Below are 18,788 nucleotides of genomic sequence, written 5' to 3'. Positions count from 1 at the left end.
GGCCGGGCACGGACACACCGGAAAGTCCCGTGTGTCCGTGCCCGGCCGCCGCGCCCGCGCCGACTCCGCTCCCCGCCCGTCCCGCGAAGGGAGGGCCGGGCCGACGGGTGGGTCAGCGGTAGTTGACGTACTGGAGCGCGAAGTCGAAGTCCTGGGACTTCAGCAGCGCCTGCACGGCCTGGAGGTCGTCACGGCTCTTGGAGCTGACGCGCAGCTCTTCGCCCTGGACCTGGGCCTTGACGCCCTTGGGGCCCTCGTCACGGATGATCTTGGCGACCTTCTTGGCGTTCTCCTGGGAGATCCCCTCCACGATGGACGCGAAGATCTTGTACTCCTTGCCGGACAGCTGGGGCTCGCCGGCGTCCAGCGCCTTCAGCGAGATCCCGCGCTTGATCAGCTTGGTCTGGAACACGTCGAGGATCGCGGTGACCCGCTCCTCCGAGTTCGCCTGAAGCAGGATCTTCTCGCCGGACCAGGCGATCGACGCCCCGACGTTCTTGAAGTCGTAGCGCTGGGAGATCTCCTTCGCCGCCTGGTTGAGGGCGTTGTCGACCTCCTGCCGCTCGACCTTCGAGACGATGTCGAAACTGGAGTCGGCCATGTCCTGTGGCTCCTTGGGTCAGGTGTGTGGAGGGCGGCCGGAGTCCCCGAACCGCTCGGCCAAGCCTAGGGCCTGTCTGACGGACCTTGCTGGGCTCGCGAGCCCTGGCACCGCGCCTCGCCGCGTTGTCGTCGGTCGCCAATACACCACATTGGCTCTCCCCCTGGGCTTCGCCCGGGTGGTACCCCCATCCTCCGCCTTGCGATGCACGGCACCAGACCCCGCTCACTGATCCAGCCTGATCCGTCAGACAGGCCCTAGCCACCCGGACCGACCCGGACCGCTGATCAATCCGGTGGCGTAGCACCCCTGGGCATCAGGTATCGTTTACGTCGTCGCCAAGGAGCACCGCCACAGAGCGGATCGCCCAAGGCGACAACATCCATGGCGGTGTGCCCGAGCGGCCAATGGGAGCGGACTGTAAATCCGTCGGCTTAGCCTACCCAGGTTCGAATCCTGGCGCCGCCACGCGATAGAGATGGCCCCTGATCAGCGGAAACGTTGATCAGGGGCCATTTTCGTTGACGGCCGGAGAGCGCGGGAGAGAGCCGGGGAGAACCGGACCGGCCCCCGAAGGCCGGGCGGCAGCGGCCCGGCCCCAAGAGCAGCCCCGGTCAGTTCCCGGCGACGTCCTTCACCGCGACGGAGACCGGCACCGACCCCCCGATCAGCTCCAGGGTCAGCCCGGCCGTCGCCGGAGTCTCCAGCAGCTCCGCCAGAACGGCCGCCACATCGTCGCGCGGCACCGGACCGCGGCCGGTGGAGGCGTTGAGCCGGACCAGACCGGTGCCGGCGTCGTTGGTCAGGGCACCCGGGCGCAGGACGGTCCAGTCGAGGCCGGAGCGGGAGCGGATGTCGTCGTCGGCCGCGCCCTTCGCGCGCAGATAGGCGTCGAAGACCTCGTCGCCCCGGTGCCCGGCGTCCGCGCCCATGGACGAGACGACCACATACCGGCGCACCCCGGCACGCTCCGCCGCGTCCGCGAAGAGGACGGCGGCCCCCCGGTCCACCGTGTCCTTGCGGCCGATTCCGCTGCCCGGACCCGCGCCCGCCGCGAAGACGGCGGCGTCCGCGCCGCGCAGGGCTTCGGCGACCTCGTCCACCGAGGCCGACTCCAGGTCCAGGAGCACGGGTTCGGCTCCCGCCTCGCGCAGATCCGCGCGTTGCTCCGGATCGCGGATCACACCCGCGACCTCGTGTCCGCCCGCCGAGAGCAGCCGCTCCAGGCGGAGTGCGATCTGTCCGTGTCCTCCAGCGATGACAATGCGCATGCCCCCGACCGTACGCCCCACGGCGCGACGGTGCCCGCCGCCGCCCCGCCCAGCCCAGCCCGCTCCACCGCCCCGCGAGGAGGGGTGAGACGGCGTCAGGGGCGGCCCTGGCGCGGGAGGTCGAGCGCCACGGCCACCGCCGAGTCGCAGTACTCGCGCACCGCGCTCGTCCGGGCCACCACCCGACCCCGGTGGATGACGATCCGGCTGTACGCCAGGGACAGCACGCCCGCGAGCCGCTCCCCGCGCACCGCGAGCAGCTCTGCGGGGAACCCGGCCTCCACCCGGACCTCCGGGAGGCCCATCGCCTCCCGCGCGGTCTCCGCGACCGAGCGGTACGCGTCTTGGGCCCCCAGCCCGCCCTGGGACGCCAGCAGATAGGCCGCCTCCAGCGGGTCCCCCCGCCCCACCGGGTTGGAGACGTCCCGCAGCGCCCCGCCGCCCGCCGCGACCCTGACCCCGGCCGCCCGCAGCAGCCGCACGGGCGCGCTGCCCCGGTGCTCGCTCGCGCCGCAGCCGCCCTGGGGCAGACAGATCACCGTGATCCCGGCCGCCGCGAGCCGGTCCGCCGCCCGGGAGGCCACTTCCCGGGGCATCCGGGACAGCCCCGCGCACGGCCCGACGGCCACCCCCGCGCGCAGCCCGCCCGCCATCGCGGCCAGCCGGGCCAGCCGCGCCGGATCGTCGCCGTGGGTGTGGAGATCGACGGGGCAGCCGTGTTCCGCGGCGACCTCCAGCACCGCCTGGACATAGCCGGTCGGATCGGGGTCGGTGTCCGGACAGCCGCCCACCACCGCCGCGCCCATCTTCACCGCGTCCCGCAGCATCGCCAGCCCGTCCGCCCCCGCGACCCCGGTCAGCAGCCGGGGCACCGCCACCGCCGTCAGATCGGCGAGCCCGCGCAGCGAGCGCCGGGCCTGAAGCACGGCCTCCAGCGGCCCGAGGCCCTGGACGTCCCCGATCCGTACATGGGAACGCAGCGCCGTCGCCCCGTGGCCGAGCTGGAGCAGCGCCGCCTCGGTGGCCCGCCGCTGGACGTCCTCGGGGGCGTAGGAGACCGGGCCGGGGCAGTCGGCGGTGAGCGCGGTGTCGCCGTGGCCGTGCGGTTCGGCGGGCGCGGGCAGCAGCAGATAGCCGCTCAGATCGACCCGGGCGGAGTGCGGCGGGAGGCTGCCGGCCGTGCCGACGGCCTCGATGCGTCCGCCGCCGAGCCGTACGTCGACCGTGCGGCCGTCCGTCAGCCGGGCGCCGCACAGCAGCAGTGCGCTGGAGTCGGCGGTCGTGCCGTCGGGGGGCCGCGGTTGGCTGTCGGGCATCGCGCTCCTGCGGGGAGGGGGCGGTCTCGGGCCGCGCGGGGGAGAGAAGGATCACGCAGCGTGAGTCGAGCCTAGGGGCGCTGCGGCCGGGCTTCGAGGAGGAGCGGAATAGTCGTACCGGTGTGGTTGCGCGAGACGTACGGGACGGCTGGGGCGTGCCCCCGAAGGTCCCCGCGAAGGCCCCCGCGACCAGGACGCGACCAGGACGCGACCGGGATACGGCGGGACCGCCACCGGGCCACTGCCCGGCCGCCGCCCGGCCGCCACCGGGCCGGAGAAGGCCCTGGCCCGGCTGCCGGAGACCGCCGCGAGGGGGCCGACCGGGAGGGAGCGGCCGATGCCGGACAGGGGCCCACGAAACGGATTTGGGCGATCGGCGGAGGACCGTGTAATGTCTTCATCGCTCGCCCCAATAGCTCAGTCGGTAGAGCGTCTCCATGGTAAGGAGAAGGTCTACGGTTCGATTCCGTATTGGGGCTCTGATATCGGAGATCCTCGCCCTCGGGCGAGGGGACCCGATATCGCAGCGGTGTAGCTCAGTCGGTAGAGCAAGCGGCTCATAATCGCTGTGTCACCGGTTCAAGTCCGGTCACCGCTACACATAGTAGCCGATTGCGGGGTCGGTCCTCGGATCGGCTACTCTTGTTGCGTTTGCGTTAAAAATCCGTCCATCCGTCCGTCCAAGGAGCACTCACGTGGCTGCCACCGACGTCCGCCCGAAGATCACGCTGGCCTGCGTGGAGTGCAAGGAGCGGAACTACATCACCAAGAAGAACCGGCGTAACAACCCGGACCGACTGGAGATGAAGAAGCACTGCCCGCGCTGCAACTCTCACACGGCGCACCGCGAAACGCGCTGATACAGGCTCGTACATGAGGCCGTCCCCGATTCGGGGACGGCCTCATGTCGTTTCTCCGGCGTTCCGGCGTCCCGTCAAGGCCGCTCGGGACACCGCGCCTGCCCGCCGCAGAAGCCGGCGGGCGAGATCAAATCTGTCAGGAGGAAGCCACGCCATGGCGCTCGACCAGTCCTTCGTGGGGCGGACCTATCCGCCCACCGAGCCCTATGAGGTCGGCCGGGAGAAGATTCGTGAGTTCGCCGAGGCGGTGGGGGACGACAATCCCGCGTACACCGACCCGGACGCCGCGAAGGCACTCGGTCACCCCGAGGTGATCGCCCCGCCCACCTTCGCCTTCGCGATCACCTTCAGGGCCGCCGGAATCGTAATCCGCGATCCGCGGCTCGGGCTGGACTACGACCGGGTGGTGCACGGCGACCAGAGGTTCGCCTACACCCGCCCGGTCCGGGCCGGCGATCGGCTGAGCGTGGTCTCCACCATCGAGAGCATCAAGTCCCTGGCGGGCAATGACGTCGTCACCGTCCGTGGTGAGGTGCACGACGAGACCGGCGGGCATGTGGTGACCGCGTGGACCAAGCTGGTGGCGCGAGCCGCCGAGGGGGCGTGATGACGGCGAAGATCGCGTACGGGGACGTCGAGGTCGGCACCGAGCTGCCGGCCCAGAGCTTCCCCGTGACCCGGGCCACCCTGGTGCGCTACGCGGGCGCGTCCGGCGACTTCAACCCGATCCACTGGAACGAGCGGTTCGCCGTCGAGGTCGGACTCCCCAATGTGATCGCGCACGGCATGTTCACCATGGCCGAGGCGATCCGCGTGGTGACCGACTGGACCGGCGACCCCGGAGCGGTGGTCGAGTACGGCGTCCGCTTCACCCGGCCCGTGGTGGTGCCCAACGACGACAAGGGCGCGGTCATCGAGGTCAGCGCCAAGGTCGCGGCGCTCCTGGAGGACAACCGGGTACGGGTCGATCTGCTCGCCACCAGCGGCGGCGACAAGGTGCTCGGCATGTCCAGGGCCGTGGTCCAGCTCGGCTGAGCCGACCCGTGGCACGCCCACAGGGGCGCCCCCGCTCAACGAGGCGGAGGCGCCCCTGTGGCGTACCGGGGACCCGGCCGCCCCGCGCGGACACGGACCGTACCCTTGTGCGCGTGCAGGAAATTCACGACGCTCCCCTCGCCCCCCTGACCACCTTCCGCCTCGGCGGCCCGGCGACCCGGCTGGTCACCGCCGTCACCGACGACGAGGTGATCGCCGCCGTGCGCGAGGCGGACACCGCCGGCGTACCGCTGCTGATCATCGGGGGCGGCAGCAACCTGGTCATCGGCGACAAGGGCTTCGAGGGCACGGCGCTGCGCATCGCCACCCGGGGATTCGCCCTCGACGGCGGCCGGCTGGAACTGGCCGCGGGCGAGGTCTGGACGGACGCGGTCGCCCGTACCGTCGAAGCGGGCCTCGCGGGCCTCGAATGCCTCGCCGGGATCCCCGGCTCGGCAGGCGCCACCCCCATCCAGAACGTGGGCGCGTACGGCCAGGAGGTCTCCGCCACGATCAGCGAGGTCGTCGCCTACGACCGCCGCGAGGACCGGACGGTCACCCTCACCAACGCCGAGTGCGCGTTCTCCTACCGCCACAGCCGCTTCAAGCAGCACCCCGACCGCTATGTCGTGCTGCGCGTCCGCTTCGATCTTGAGGACGCCGACGGGCTCTCCGCCCCCGTCCGGTACGCCGAGACCGCCCGGCTCCTCGGCGTCGAGCCCGGCGGCCGGGCGGAGCTGTCCGCCGTCCGCCGCGCCGTGCTGGAACTGCGCGCGGGCAAGGGCATGGTCCTGGACCCCGCCGACCACGACACCTGGTCGGCCGGCTCGTTCTTCACCAACCCGATCCTGGACGCGGGGGAGTACGAGGCCTTCCTCGGCCGGGTCCGCGCCCGCCTCGGCGACGAGGCCGCGCCGCCCGCCTACCCCGCCGCCGACGGCCGGACCAAGACCTCGGCCGCCTGGCTGATCGACAGGGCCGGCTTCACCAAGGGGTACGGCAGCGGACCCGCCCGTATCTCCACCAAGCACACGCTCGCCCTCACCAACCGGGGCGAGGCCACCACCGAGGATCTGCTGGCCCTCGCCCGCGAGGTCGTGGCCGGGGTCCGGGACGCCTTCGGGGTGACCCTGGTCAATGAGCCGGTGACCGTCGGCGTCAGCCTCTGAGGCGCCCGGACACGGTCTGACGGTCTAGGGCCTGTCTGACGGATCTTGCTGGGCTCGCGAGCCCTGGCACCGCTCCCCCTGGGCTTCGCCCGGGTGGTACCCCCATCCTCCGCCTTGCGATCCACGGCACCAGACCCCGCTCCCTGATCCAGCCTGATCCGTCAGACAGGCCCTAGGCGGCGATCCAGTCGTCGATCCCGGACAGCAGCTTGGCCCGGACGTCGGCGGGCGCGGCCGAACCGCGCACCGACTGCCGGGCCAGCTCGGCCAGCTCCGCGTCGGTGAAGTCGTGGTGCCGCCGGGCGAACTCGTACTGCGCGGCCAGCCTGGACCCGAAGAGCAGCGGATCGTCCGCACCCAGCGCCATCGGCACCCCGGCGTCGTACAGCGTGCGCAGAGGCACGTCCTGAGGCTTCTCGTACACCCCCAGCGCCACATTGGACGCGGGGCACACCTCGCAGGTCACCTGCCGTTCGGCGAGCTTCCGCAGCAGCCTGGGGTCCTCGGCGGCCCGTACGCCGTGCCCGACCCGCGAGGCGCGCAGATCATCCAGGCAGTCCCGCACGGACGCGGGCCCGGACAGCTCGCCGCCGTGCGGGGCCGCGAGCAGCCCGCCCTCCCTGGCGATGGCGAAGGCGCGGTCGAAGTCCCTCGCCAGCCCCCGGCGCTCGTCGTTGGAGAGCCCGAAGCCGACGATGCCCCGGTCCGCGTACCGCACGGCGAGCCGGGCGAGGGTACGGGCGTCCAGCGGGTGCTTCATCCGGTTGGCCGCGACCAGTACGCGGATCCCGAGCCCGGTGTCCCGCGAGGCGCTCTCCACGGCGTCGAGGATGACCTCCAGCGCCGGGATCAGACCGCCGAGCATGGGGGCGTACGAGGTCGGGTCGACCTGGATCTCCAGCCAGCCGGAGCCGTCCTTGAGATCCTCCTCGGCGGCCTCTCTGACCAGCCGCCGGATGTCGTCGGGGGAGCGCAGACAGGACCGCGCGATGTCATAGAGGCGCTGGAAGCGGAACCAGCCGCGCTCATCGGTGGCGCGCAGCCTCGGCGGCTCCCCGCCGGTCAGCGCGTCGGGGAGGTGGACGCCGTACTTGTCGGCCAGTTCCAGCAGGGTGGCCGGGCGCATCGACCCGGTGAAGTGCAGATGCAGATGCGCTTTGGGAAGCCGGCTGACGTCTCGTACATGCTCCATCCGAGGATCCTGCCGTACGACCGGCCCGCGAGGTAACCCGGATTCCCCGATCGGGTTCTTGTCAGAACATACGAACGACCCCACCGGGAGAGTTCCCGATGGGGCCGTTCAGCGAGACGGACGGTCAGTCGGTCGCCTCGGCCAGCAGCTTCTGGATCCGCGAGACGCCCTCGACGAGATCGTCGTCGCCCAGGGCGTACGACAGCCGCAGATAGCCGGGGGTGCCGAAGGCCTCGCCCGGAACCACCGCGACCTCGACCTCGTCCAGGATCAGCGCGGCCAGCTCGACGGAGGTCGCCGGGCGCTTGCCCCGGATCTCCTTCCCGAGGAGACCCTTGACCGAGGGGTACGCGTAGAACGCGCCCTCCGGCTCCGGGCAGATCACGCCGTCGATCTCGCCGAGCATCCGCACGATCGTCCGCCGGCGGCGGTCGAAGGCCTCCCGCATCTCGGCCACCGCGTCCAGGTTCCCGGAGACCGCGGCCAGCGCCGCGGCCTGGGAGACGTTGGCGACATTGGAGGTGGCGTGCGACTGGAGGTTGGCCGCGGCCTTCACCACGTCCTTCGGGCCGACGATCCACCCGACCCGCCAGCCGGTCATCGCGTACGTCTTCGCCACGCCGTTGACCACGACGCACTTGTCGCGGATCTCGGGGACGACCGCCGGGAGCGAGGTGAAGACGGCGTCGCCGTAGACCAGGTGCTCGTAGATCTCGTCGGTGAGCACCCACAGACCGTGCTCCACGGCCCAGCGGCCGATCGCCTCGGTGTCCTCACGGCTGTAGACCGCGCCGGTCGGGTTGGAGGGGGAGACGAAGAGCACCACCTTGGTGCGCTCGGTACGGGCCGCCTCCAGCTGCTCCACCGAGACCCGGTAGCCGGTCGTCTCGTCGGCGACGACCTCGACCGGGACGCCGCCCGCGAGCCGGATCGACTCGGGGTAGGTGGTCCAGTACGGAGCGGGGACGATGACCTCGTCGCCCGGGTCCAGGATCGCCGCGAACGCCTCGTAGATCGCCTGCTTTCCGCCATTGGTGACCAGCACCTGGGCGGGGTCGACCGCGTAACCGGAGTCGCGCAGGGTCTTCTCGGCGATGGCCTTCTTCAGCTCGGGAAGGCCGCCGGCCGGGGTGTAGTGGTGGTACTTCGGGGTGCGGCAGGCCTCGATCGCGGCCTCGACGATGTAGTCCGGCGTCGGGAAGTCGGGCTCACCCGCGCCGAAGCCGATCACCGGACGCCCGGCGGCCTTGAGGGCCTTCGCCTTGGCGTCGACGGCGAGGGTGGCGGACTCGGAGATCGCACCGACGCGGGCGGAGACCCGGCGCTCGGTCGGAGGGATTGCAGCGCTCATACAGCCCATCGTCCCAGACGCGGAACCCCTCCGGCACAGGTGTTTCGACTCCCGGACACAGGGCCGGACGGGTGTCCCGCGATCGGCCCGCGATCAGCCCGGGGCAAGGCCTCCGGCGGGTCCGCGGGAGCGCCTTCGCAGGCCCGGAGGGTGGCGGACAAGACCCGCTCGGGAGCTGTCTGTTCGACGTCGGGCCTGTGAGCACGTACACTCACCTGTCGTTGGCCCCCACCGACCACATCTCCGGATGCGGTAGGTTGGGGAAGCCACAAAGGGTCGTAGCTCAATTGGTAGAGCACTGGTCTCCAAAACCAGCGGTTGGGGGTTCAAGTCCCTCCGGCCCTGCTACACACACCTTCGCCAGGTGTGTGCGCATGTACGTACATTTAATGAACCGCCGTGCGGCTCCACCGGGCGCGGCATGGCCACGACCCGGAATCAGGTGAAAGAACGTGACGGACGCCGTGGGCTCCATCGACACGCCTGATGCCGAGGACGAAGCGCCTCAGAAGTCTCGCCGAGGTGGCAAGCGCGGGAAGAAGGGCCCCTTCGGGCGTCTCGCGCTCTTCTACCGGCAGATTGTCGCCGAGCTGCGCAAGGTCGTCTGGCCCACACGCAACCAGCTGACGACTTACACCACCGTGGTGATTGTTTTCGTCGTCATCATGATCGGTCTGGTGACCGTGATGGACTATGGATTCCAGGAAGCCGTCAAGTACGTCTTTGGCTGATCCCGCGAAGGGTGCCGGCCAGGGGCGTATCCGCTTGGCGGCGGCCTTTCGCACGTTCCACCCATCTGTATCCAGAAAGAAGCAGCCACCGTGTCTGACCCGAACCTGAACGAGGCCGTTGAGCCCGGCGACGAGAGCATCGAGTCCGCCGAGGACCAGCTCGACATCGTTGAGGCGGCCGACGAGGACCAGGCGGAAGCTGCTGACGCCGAGGCCGGCGAGCCGGCCGAGGAAGCTGCGCTGCACATCGACGACGACACCGAGGCCCTGATCGAGGTGGACGCCGACGGCGTCGCCGAGGTCGTCGGTGAGGTCTCCGACGAGGACGCCGAAGACGCTTCCGAGGACGAGGACGCCGAGGAAGAGGCTTCCGACGAGGACGCCGACGCCGCCGACGCCGCCGAGGACTCCGAGGACGAGGACTCCACCGAGGCCGCCGAGGAGCCCGCCGCCCCGGTCGACCCGGTCGCCGCGTTCCGCGACGAGCTGCGCACGCTCCCCGGCGAGTGGTACGTCATCCACACGTACGCCGGGTACGAGAAGCGCGTCAAGGCCAACCTGGAGCAGCGCGCCGTCTCGCTGAACGTCGAGGAGTTCATCTACCAGGCCGAAGTGCCCGAGGAAGAGATCGTTCAGATCAAGAACGGCGAGCGTAAGAACGTCCGCCAGAACAAGCTTCCCGGCTACGTCCTGGTCCGTATGGACCTCACCAACGAGTCCTGGGGCGTCGTGCGCAACACGCCCGGCGTCACCGGCTTCGTCGGCAACGCCTACGACCCGTACCCGCTGACCCTGGACGAGATCGTCAAGATGCTCGCCCCGGAGGCCGAGGAGAAGGCCGCCCGCGAGGCCGCCGAGGCCAAGGGCGAGCCGGCTCCGGCGCGCCGGGTCGAGGTCCAGGTGCTGGACTTCGAGGTCGGCGACTCGGTCACCGTCACCGACGGCCCCTTCGCCACCCTCCAGGCCACCATCAACGAGATCAACGCGGACTCGAAGAAGGTCAAGGGCCTGGTCGAGATCTTCGGCCGGGAGACCCCGGTCGAGCTGAGCTTCGACCAGATCCAGAAGAACTAGCTCCTGGCGGCATCCGCCGGGGCGCGAAGAATCCGACCAGGTCAGAACGGCCCTTCACGGCCGTTCTGACCTGTCGGTTTTTAACCGGACACCCATACCCGTTATCGTTGTGCGGTATGCCTCCATCCGGATGACCGGGTGGGGTGCTGAAAACTCTCACTAGGACCCGGAGAGAGCAATGCCTCCCAAGAAGAAGAAGGTCACGGGGCTTATCAAGCTCCAGATCAATGCCGGCGCGGCCAACCCGGCCCCGCCGGTCGGCCCCGCGCTGGGTCAGCACGGCGTCAACATCATGGAGTTCTGCAAGGCCTACAACGCCGCGACCGAGTCGCAGCGTGGCATGGTCGTGCCGGTGGAGATCACGGTCTACGACGACCGTTCCTTCACCTTCGTGACCAAGACTCCCCCGGCCGCCAAGCTGATCCTCAAGGCCGCTGGTGTGGACAAGGGCTCTGGCGAGCCGCACAAGACGAAGGTCGCCAAGCTCACGCGCGACCAGGTCCGCGACATCGCCACCACCAAGATGCCCGACCTGAACGCCAACGACCTGGACGCCGCCGAGAAGATCATCGCCGGCACCGCCCGTTCCATGGGCATCACGGTCGAGGGCTGACAGTCCCCGTTTGACCTCTGTGGCAGGACCACGCGCTGGTCCGCACCACAACTCCACACCTGAACCACCAGGAGAAGCAGTGAAGCGCAGCAAGAATCTCCGCGCTGCGGACGCCAAGATCGACCGGGAGCGTCTGTACGCCCCGCTTGAGGCCGTCCGTCTCGCCAAGGACACCGCGTCCACCAAGTTCGACGGCACCGTCGAGGTCGCCTTCCGCCTGGGTGTCGACCCGCGCAAGGCCGACCAGATGGTCCGTGGCACCGTGAACCTTCCGCACGGCACCGGTAAGACCGCCCGGGTCCTGGTCTTCGCGACCGGTGACCGTGCCGAGGCCGCGCGTGCCGCGGGCGCCGACATCGTCGGCGCCGACGAGCTGATCGACGAGGTGTCGAAGGGCCGTCTGGACTTCGACGCCGTCGTCGCCACCCCGGACCTCATGGGCAAGGTCGGCCGCCTGGGCCGCGTGCTCGGTCCGCGTGGTCTGATGCCGAACCCGAAGACCGGCACCGTCACCCCCGATGTCACCAAGGCTGTGACCGACATCAAGGGCGGCAAGATCGAGTTCCGCGTCGACAAGCACTCGAACCTGCACTTCATCATCGGCAAGGTCTCCTTCGACGAGACCAAGCTGGTGGAGAACTACGGTGCGGCGCTGGAGGAGATCCTCCGTCTGAAGCCGTCCGCCGCGAAGGGCCGCTACATCAAGAAGGCGACCCTGACCACGACGGTTGGCCCCGGCATCCCGCTGGACTCCAACCGCACCCGCAACCTGCTGGTCGAGGAGGACCCGGCCGCCGTCTGATCCTGACGGCAGCCGCTGGTTCTTCCGCCTGGCGGAGCGAGGCAGTACCGAGTCCGGCCCCCGCGTCTCTCACGAGGCGCGGGGGCCGGATTTTTTCATTGTCGGGCTGTCAGTGGCGTGGGATACCGTCCATCTGTTCGTAAAAGATGGAAAAAAGAACAAGGGACGGGTCATGAGCAAGACCGCGTGGAAGCGTGCCGGAGTCTCGGCGACGGCGATAGCCATGGTCGTCGGAGCCGCCGGCTGCGGCACCGAGTCGGGCGCGCAGGAGCGCACGGTGACACAGGCCCTCACCGCTTCGTACAAGAAGACCGAGAAGGCCAGGACGGTCGAGGTCGCACACGAGATCACGTTCAAGAACGGCCCGAAGGGGGACAACGGGACCGCGAAGATCTCCGGCGTCCAGGGCTGGGACCCCACCCTGATGGACCTCACCATGACCGGCGGCGGCGAGCTCTTCGGCGCCGGGTCCGGCGGCCCGGAGAAGATCCGGATGAAGTGGGTCGACAAGGCCCTGTACATGGACATGGGCGCGGAAGCCGCCAAGGACATGGACGGCAAGCGCTGGATGAAGATGGACCTCGGCGCGGTGGCCGAGATGTCCGGCGAGAAGGGCGACAAGGAGCTTCAGAAGCAGCTCACCGGCGGCCTGGACTCGATGAACCAGGACCCGGCCCAGCAGATGGCCCTCCTCCTGGAGTCGCCGAACGTCAAGCGCGTCGGTGAGAAGAAGATCGACGGAGTGCGGGCGCAGCACTACAGGGGCAGCCTCACGGTCGAGGAGATGCTCAAGGCCGGCAAGACCCTGGACCTTCTCGACGGGAAGGAGCGCAAGGAGCTCCTCGACGGCATGAAGGCCTCCGGCGTCAAGACCTACGACACCGAGCTGTGGATCAACGAGGACGATCTCCCGGTGCGGATCGAGGTCTCCATGAAGATGTCCGACGGCGACATGGACATGGTCTCGACCTACTCCGGCTACGGCGTCGAGGTCAAGGTCGAGGCCCCGCCCGCCGGCCAGACCGTGGACATGATGGAGATGTTCATGGACCTCGGGAAGGCCATGGAGGAGTCCGCGCCCGCCGATGAGCCCGCGGCCGAGGGCGAGCCCGCGACGGGCGCCGACGAGACCCCGATCGGCGACGAGCTGGAGAAGGCGCTCAAGGACCTGGAGGAGCTGGGCGTCGATGTCGAGGGGGACCCGAGCCTGCAGAAGGAGCTCAAGGAGCTGGAGCAGGCCGAGAAGGACCTGAAGAAGGCCGAGGCGGAGCTGAAGGAGCTGGAAGGCTCCACAGCCACCGGCTGATCCTCCCGGGGGCGCTGAAGCGACTCCCGGCCGTGTCCGGGCCGGGAGCCGCGGGACCGTCTTCGGAGGCCCGGTTGTGCGGATTTGCCTCCGCGTATCCCGCTCGCGTACTCTTCCGGAGAAGCCAAAGACCGCTGGTCGTTGCCGTGCCCTCGCAAGAGGATGCGGCGGCCGAAGGATCCGCTAACCACGGACGACCCGCGCAGGTGACAGTGGAAAGTTCCCGGACTCGTTCCGGTTGAGCTATGCCCCGTGCGCCTGCGCCGGGGCGTTTTGTTTTTTGTGAGTCTCCTTCGGGTCCGCGCGGTCCTCATCACCCGGAAGGAGGCCGACGCTCATGGCAAGGCCCGACAAGGCTGCCGCGGTAGCCGAGCTGACGGACCAGTTCCGCAGCTCGAACGCCGCCGTGCTGACCGAGTACCGGGGTCTCACCGTGGCTCAGCTCAAGGAGCTGCGCCGTTCGCTCGGTGAGAACGCCCAGTACGCCGTGGTGAAGAACACGCTGACCAAGATTGCGGCCAACGAGGCCGGGATCAACTCGCTCGACGACCTGTTCAACGGTCCGACGGCAGTTGCCTTCGTCACCGGTGACCCGGTGGAGTCGGCGAAGGGTCTTCGTGACTTCGCCAAGGACAACCCGAACCTGATCATCAAGGGCGGTGTCCTTGACGGTAAGGCGCTGTCCGCCGATGAGATCAAGAAGCTCGCGGACCTTGAGTCCCGCGAGGTTCTGCTCGCCAAGCTGGCGGGCGCCATGAAGGGCAAGCAGTCCCAGGCTGCCGCGCTCTTCCAGGCGCTTCCCTCGAAGTTCGTCCGCACCGCGGAGGCGCTTCGTGCCAAGCAGGCCGAGCAGGGCGGTGCCGAGTAATTCGGCTCGCGCATTGATCGGTGCCGCCGCTTGAGGCGGCGCTGATCGCAGCGGGCCGTACGCCCGCCGACACATACACCCGGCACACGCCGAATTAGTGGAAGGATCGCCCATCATGGCGAAGCTCACCCAGGACGAGCTGCTTGCCCAGTTCGAGGACATGACCCTCATTGACCTCGCCGGCTTCGTGAAGGCGTTCGAGGAGAAGTTCGACGTCACCGCCGCCGCCCCGGTCGCCGTCGCCGCCGCCGGTGGCGCTGCCGCCGCCGCCGAGGCCGTCGAGGAGCAGGACGAGTTCGACGTCATCCTCACCGCCGCCGGTGACAAGAAGATCCAGGTCATCAAGGTCGTGCGCGAGCTGACCTCCCTGGGCCTCAAGGAGGCCAAGGACCTCGTGGACGGCGCCCCGAAGCCCGTCCTGGAGAAGGTCGCCAAGGACGCCGCCGAGAAGGCCGCCGAGTCCCTCAAGGGCGCCGGCGCCTCCGTCGAGGTCAAGTGACCCATCGAGTCACCCTGTGACTCTCCGGGCCTCTCAGAGGGCCGCTGAGGCTCCGGGAAAGGGCTGAATACTCCGCCCCTCCCCGGACCCCGGCGCGGCCTCCCAGGGCTCAGCGAAAGGCGATCACCCATCCGGGTGGTCGCCTTTCGGCGTTGTGCGAGGGCTGCGTTGCACTTCTCGGGGCGGGGAGTATGGTGATCATCGCCGTGCGCATCAGGCCCAGGTCAGCCCCTGGTCAGTGACGATCCCAGCAGCCAGTCCGGGGCGGGGGGCCTTGACGAACCGCACGCAGCGCGCAATTCTCAGGACGCGTCGTCACAACGATCCGGATCCGAGGCATGGATCGACGGCCGAACGGGCAGTATCGAGGTGCGCCTCATGGCGCGGGGTAGCGCGGAGTTGAGAACAACGAGGGTCATCAGAACCCGCACTGGACATCAGTGTGCCAAGTGGCTACACTGACCCTTTGCGCTGCCTGTTAGCTGCCCCCTGCCCGTCACCAGGGGCATCCCCTCGCATTCAGCACAGTGGATTGATCCATCCCTGACCTGGGATTTCTCTCCCTGTGCCTGGCTTGGGACCGGTACGCGCGTAGTGAGTCCGAGCCCTCGGAAGGACCCCCTCTTGGCCGCCTCGCGCAACGCCTCGACCGCGAATACGAACAACGGCGCCAGCACTGCCCCGCTGCGCATCTCCTTTGCAAAGATCAAAGAGCCTCTTGAGGTTCCGAACCTCCTCGCGCTCCAGACCGAGAGCTTCGACTGGCTGCTCGGCAATGCCGCGTGGAAGGCTCGGGTCGAGGCGGCTCTGGAGAGTGGACAGGACGTCCCCACCAAGTCAGGTCTGGAGGAGATCTTCGAGGAGATCTCTCCGATCGAGGACTTCAGCGGGTCGATGTCCCTGACCTTCCGGGACCACCGCTTCGAGCCTCCCAAGAACTCGATCGACGAGTGCAAGGAGCGCGACTTCACCTTCGCCGCGCCCCTCTTCGTCACGGCCGAGTTCACCAACAACGAGACCGGCGAGATCAAGTCCCAGACGGTCTTCATGGGCGACTTCCCGCTCATGACCAACAAGGGCACCTTCGTCATCAACGGCACCGAGCGTGTCGTCGTGTCGCAGCTGGTCCGCTCGCCGGGTGTCTACTTCGACTCCTCCATCGACAAGACGTCCGACAAGGACATCTACACGGCCAAGATCATCCCCTCCCGGGGTGCCTGGCTGGAGATGGAGATCGACAAGCGCGACATGGTCGGTGTCCGCATCGACCGCAAGCGCAAGCAGTCCGTCACCGTGCTGCTCAAGGCCCTCGGCTGGACGACCGAGCAGATCCTTGAGGAGTTCGGCGAGTACGAGTCGATGCGCGCCACCCTGGAGAAGGACCACACCCAGGGCCAGGACGACGCACTGCTCGACATCTACCGCAAGCTCCGCCCGGGCGAGCCGCCCACCCGCGAGGCCGCTCAGACGCTGCTGGAGAACCTCTACTTCAACCCGAAGCGCTACGACCTCGCGAAGGTCGGCCGCTACAAGGTGAACAAGAAGCTCGGCGCGGATGAGCCGCTGGACGCCGGGGTGCTCACCACCGACGACGTCATCGCCACGATCAAGTACCTGGTCAAGCTGCACGCCGGCGAGACCGAGACGGTCGGCGAGTCCGGTACGCAGATCGTCGTCGAGACCGACGACATCGACCACTTCGGCAACCGCCGTCTGCGCAATGTGGGCGAGCTGATCCAGAACCAGGTCCGTACGGGTCTCGCCCGTATGGAGCGCGTCGTGCGCGAGCGCATGACGACTCAGGACGTCGAGGCGATCACGCCGCAGACCCTGATCAACATCCGGCCGGTCGTCGCCTCCATCAAGGAGTTCTTCGGCACCAGCCAGCTGTCGCAGTTCATGGACCAGAACAACCCGCTCTCGGGTCTCACCCACAAGCGCCGTCTGTCGGCGCTCGGTCCGGGTGGTCTCTCGCGTGAGCGGGCCGGCTTCGAAGTCCGTGACGTGCACCCCTCGCACTACGGCCGCATGTGCCCGATCGAGACCCCCGAAGGCCCGAACATCGGTCTGATCGGCTCGCTCGCCTCCTACGGCCGGGTCAACGCGTTCGGCTTCGTCGAGACCCCGTACCGCAAGGTCGTGGACGGACAGGTCACCGACGACGTCGACTACCTGACCGCCGACGAGGAGGACCGCTTCGTCATCGCCCAGGCGAACGCGATCGTCTCCGACGAGATGCGCTTCACCGAGCCCCGCGTGCTGGTCCGCCGCCGCGGTGGCGAGGTCGACTACGTGCCGCCGGCCGAGGTCGACTACATGGACGTCTCGCCGCGCCAGATGGTGTCGGTCGCGACCGCCATGATCCCCTTCCTGGAGCACGACGACGCCAACCGTGCCCTCATGGGCGCGAACATGATGCGCCAGGCCGTTCCGCTGATCACGGCGGAGTCGCCGCTGGTCGGCACCGGCATGGAGTACCGCTGCGCGGTCGACGCCGGTGACGTCATCAAGGCGGAGAAGGACGGTGTGGTCCAGGAGGTCTCCGCGGACTACATCACCGTCGCCAACGACGACGGCACCTACACCACCTACCGGGTGGCCAAGTTCTCCCGTTCCAACCAGGGAACCTCGGTCAACCAGAAGGTCATCGTCTCCGAGGGCGACCGGGTCATCGAGTCCCAGGTCCTCGCCGACGGCCCCGCCACCGAGCAGGGCGAGATGGCGCTCGGCAAGAACCTGCTCGTCGCGTTCATGCCGTGGGAGGGTCACAACTACGAGGACGCGATCATCCTGTCGCAGCGCCTCGTGCAGGACGACGTCCTCTCCTCGATCCACATCGAGGAGCACGAGGTCGACGCCCGTGACACCAAGCTCGGCCCCGAGGAGATCACCCGGGACATCCCGAACGTCTCCGAGGAGGTCCTCGCCGACCTCGACGAGCGCGGCATCATCCGTATCGGTGCCGAGGTCGTCGCCGGCGACATCCTGGTCGGAAAGGTCACGCCCAAGGGCGAGACCGAGCTGACCCCGGAGGAGCGCCTGCTCCGCGCGATCTTCGGCGAGAAGGCCCGTGAGGTCCGTGACACCTCGCTGAAGGTGCCCCACGGCGAGATCGGCAAGGTCATCGGCGTCCGCGTCTTCGACCGCGAGGAGGGCGACGAGCTGCCGCCCGGCGTGAACCAGCTGGTCCGCGTCTACGTCGCGCAGAAGCGCAAGATCACCGACGGTGACAAGCTCGCCGGCCGTCACGGCAACAAGGGCGTCATCTCGAAGATCCTGCCGATCGAGGACATGCCGTTCCTGGAGGACGGCACCCCGGTCGACATCATCCTCAACCCGCTCGGCGTGCCGTCCCGAATGAACCCGGGACAGGTCCTTGAGATCCACCTCGGCTGGCTCGCCAGCCAGGGCTGGAAGGTCGAGGGCAACGAAGAGTGGATGGAGCGCCTCAAGGCGATCGGGGCCGACGACGTCGCCCCCGGCACCAATGTCGCGACCCCGGTCTTCGACGGCGCCCGCGAGGACGAGATCTCCGGTCTCTTCGAGTCCACCATCCCCAACCGCGACGGCGACCGCATGGTCCTCCCGTCCGGCAAGGCGAGGATGTTCGACGGCCGCTCCGGCGAGCCGTTCCCGGAGCCGATCTCCATCGGCTACATGTACATCCTCAAGCTCCACCACCTGGTCGACGACAAGCTCCACGCGCGTTCGACCGGACCGTACTCGATGATCACCCAGCAGCCGCTGGGTGGTAAGGCCCAGTTCGGTGGCCAGCGATTCGGTGAGATGGAGGTGTGGGCGCTGGAGGCTTATGGCGCCGCGTACGCCCTCCAGGAGCTGCTGACGATCAAGTCCGACGACGTCACCGGCCGCGTGAAGGTCTACGAGGCCATCGTCAAGGGCGAGAACATCCCCGAGCCCGGCATCCCCGAGTCCTTCAAGGTGCTCATCAAGGAGATGCAGTCCCTGTGCCTCAACGTGGAGGTGCTGTCCTCGGACGGCATGTCCATCGAGATGCGCGACACCGACGAGGACGTCTTCCGCGCTGCGGAAGAGCTCGGCATCGACCTGGCCCGGCGCGAGCCGAGCAGCGTCGAAGA

17 protein-coding genes and 4 tRNA genes are annotated in these 18,788 nt (G+C 68.8%); 16 read left to right on the top strand and 5 right to left on the bottom strand.

Features of this window, described 5'->3' with window-relative positions; translation table 11 throughout:
* Positions 1 to 112: 112 nt before the first annotated feature.
* A complete protein-coding gene (locus IE247_RS05535) occupies positions 113 to 601 on the bottom strand; it encodes a YajQ family cyclic di-GMP-binding protein (protein ID WP_190121733.1) in 489 nt (162 codons plus the stop codon).
* A 386-nt stretch (positions 602 to 987) separates the two neighbouring features.
* Here IE247_RS05535 and IE247_RS05530 point away from each other — a divergent pair.
* Positions 988 to 1,069: transfer RNA gene (locus IE247_RS05530), tRNA-Tyr, on the top strand.
* Between the two features lie 146 nt (positions 1,070 to 1,215).
* Here the strand turns inward: IE247_RS05530 and IE247_RS05525 are convergent.
* Together IE247_RS05525 and IE247_RS05520 are read right to left on the bottom strand one after the other, a co-directional pair.
* Positions 1,216 to 1,872, bottom strand: a complete 657-nt coding sequence (locus IE247_RS05525) for an SDR family oxidoreductase (RefSeq protein ID WP_190121732.1) — start codon at positions 1,870 to 1,872, stop codon at positions 1,216 to 1,218.
* A 95-nt stretch (positions 1,873 to 1,967) separates the two neighbouring features.
* Complete coding sequence (locus IE247_RS05520; protein ID WP_190121731.1) at positions 1,968 to 3,188, bottom strand: amidohydrolase family protein; 1,221 nt, start codon at positions 3,186 to 3,188, stop codon at positions 1,968 to 1,970.
* A 406-nt stretch (positions 3,189 to 3,594) separates the two neighbouring features.
* Here IE247_RS05520 and IE247_RS05515 point away from each other — a divergent pair.
* The 6 genes from IE247_RS05515 to IE247_RS05490 all read left to right on the top strand — a co-directional run bounded on the left by IE247_RS05515 (position 3,595) and on the right by IE247_RS05490 (position 6,252).
* Positions 3,595 to 3,667: transfer RNA gene (locus tag IE247_RS05515), tRNA-Thr, on the top strand.
* Positions 3,668 to 3,713: 46 nt separating this feature from the next.
* Positions 3,714 to 3,786: transfer RNA gene (locus tag IE247_RS05510), tRNA-Met, on the top strand.
* Between the two features lie 97 nt (positions 3,787 to 3,883).
* Positions 3,884 to 4,048, top strand: a complete 165-nt coding sequence (rpmG, locus tag IE247_RS05505; RefSeq protein WP_003956487.1) for a 50S ribosomal protein L33 — start codon at positions 3,884 to 3,886, stop codon at positions 4,046 to 4,048.
* Between the two features lie 154 nt (positions 4,049 to 4,202).
* The gene (locus IE247_RS05500) at positions 4,203 to 4,655 is read left to right on the top strand and encodes a MaoC family dehydratase N-terminal domain-containing protein (protein WP_190121730.1); all 453 of its coding nucleotides are present in this window, start codon (positions 4,203 to 4,205) and stop codon (positions 4,653 to 4,655) included.
* Entirely contained in the window at positions 4,655 to 5,083 is a 429-nt protein-coding gene (locus tag IE247_RS05495; RefSeq protein WP_190121729.1) for a MaoC family dehydratase, read from the top strand. Before IE247_RS05500 ends, IE247_RS05495 begins: the two co-directional genes overlap by 1 nt.
* A 107-nt stretch (positions 5,084 to 5,190) precedes the next feature.
* Positions 5,191 to 6,252: a UDP-N-acetylmuramate dehydrogenase gene (locus tag IE247_RS05490; RefSeq protein WP_268247178.1), complete on the top strand. Its 1,062-nt coding sequence runs from the start codon at positions 5,191 to 5,193 to the stop codon at positions 6,250 to 6,252.
* A gap of 172 nt (positions 6,253 to 6,424) precedes the next feature.
* On the opposite strand, the gene IE247_RS05485 is transcribed toward IE247_RS05490, so the two are convergent.
* Complete coding sequence (locus IE247_RS05485; protein WP_190121727.1) at positions 6,425 to 7,444, bottom strand: adenosine deaminase; 1,020 nt, start codon at positions 7,442 to 7,444, stop codon at positions 6,425 to 6,427.
* A 124-nt stretch (positions 7,445 to 7,568) separates the two neighbouring features.
* On the bottom strand, positions 7,569 to 8,795 hold the full coding sequence (locus IE247_RS05480; RefSeq protein WP_190121726.1) for a pyridoxal phosphate-dependent aminotransferase: 1,227 nt from the start codon (positions 8,793 to 8,795) through the stop codon (positions 7,569 to 7,571).
* Between the two features lie 272 nt (positions 8,796 to 9,067).
* On the opposite strand from IE247_RS05480, the gene IE247_RS05475 reads away from it, so the two are divergent.
* The 9 genes from IE247_RS05475 to rpoB form a co-directional block, all read left to right on the top strand.
* Positions 9,068 to 9,140 (top strand) — tRNA-Trp (locus tag IE247_RS05475).
* 107 nt (positions 9,141 to 9,247) lie between these two features.
* Positions 9,248 to 9,526 carry a preprotein translocase subunit SecE gene (secE, locus tag IE247_RS05470; protein ID WP_190121725.1) on the top strand — a complete coding sequence of 93 codons (279 nt, stop codon included), beginning with the start codon at positions 9,248 to 9,250 and terminating at the stop codon, positions 9,524 to 9,526.
* Positions 9,527 to 9,616: 90 nt separating this feature from the next.
* A complete protein-coding gene (nusG, locus tag IE247_RS05465) occupies positions 9,617 to 10,600 on the top strand; it encodes a transcription termination/antitermination protein NusG (RefSeq protein WP_190121724.1) in 984 nt (327 codons plus the stop codon).
* 178 nt (positions 10,601 to 10,778) lie between these two features.
* Positions 10,779 to 11,213, top strand: coding sequence for a 50S ribosomal protein L11 (rplK, locus tag IE247_RS05460; protein ID WP_190121723.1), 435 nt, complete (start codon positions 10,779 to 10,781; stop codon positions 11,211 to 11,213).
* 79 nt (positions 11,214 to 11,292) lie between these two features.
* Positions 11,293 to 12,015, top strand: coding sequence for a 50S ribosomal protein L1 (rplA, locus tag IE247_RS05455; protein ID WP_190121722.1), 723 nt, complete (start codon positions 11,293 to 11,295; stop codon positions 12,013 to 12,015).
* A 172-nt stretch (positions 12,016 to 12,187) separates the two neighbouring features.
* Complete coding sequence (locus tag IE247_RS05450; RefSeq protein ID WP_308433193.1) at positions 12,188 to 13,321, top strand: SCO4651 family lipoprotein; 1,134 nt, start codon at positions 12,188 to 12,190, stop codon at positions 13,319 to 13,321.
* A 337-nt stretch (positions 13,322 to 13,658) separates the two neighbouring features.
* Positions 13,659 to 14,189: a 50S ribosomal protein L10 gene (gene rplJ / locus IE247_RS05445; RefSeq protein WP_190121721.1), complete on the top strand. Its 531-nt coding sequence runs from the start codon at positions 13,659 to 13,661 to the stop codon at positions 14,187 to 14,189.
* Positions 14,190 to 14,304: 115 nt separating this feature from the next.
* Positions 14,305 to 14,688, top strand: coding sequence for a 50S ribosomal protein L7/L12 (gene rplL / locus IE247_RS05440; protein ID WP_190121720.1), 384 nt, complete (start codon positions 14,305 to 14,307; stop codon positions 14,686 to 14,688).
* Between the two features lie 624 nt (positions 14,689 to 15,312).
* Positions 15,313 to 18,788 (top strand): DNA-directed RNA polymerase subunit beta (gene rpoB, locus IE247_RS05435; protein ID WP_190122093.1); only part of this gene is annotated, 3,476 nt, incomplete at its 3' end.

Origin of the sequence: Streptomyces inusitatus (assembly GCF_014651115.1) — a bacterium.
Lineage (GTDB): Bacteria > Actinomycetota > Actinomycetes > Streptomycetales > Streptomycetaceae > Streptomyces > Streptomyces amakusaensis.
The sequence above is the reverse complement of the archived record's forward strand: the minus strand, read 5'-3'. Positions and strand labels throughout refer to the sequence as shown.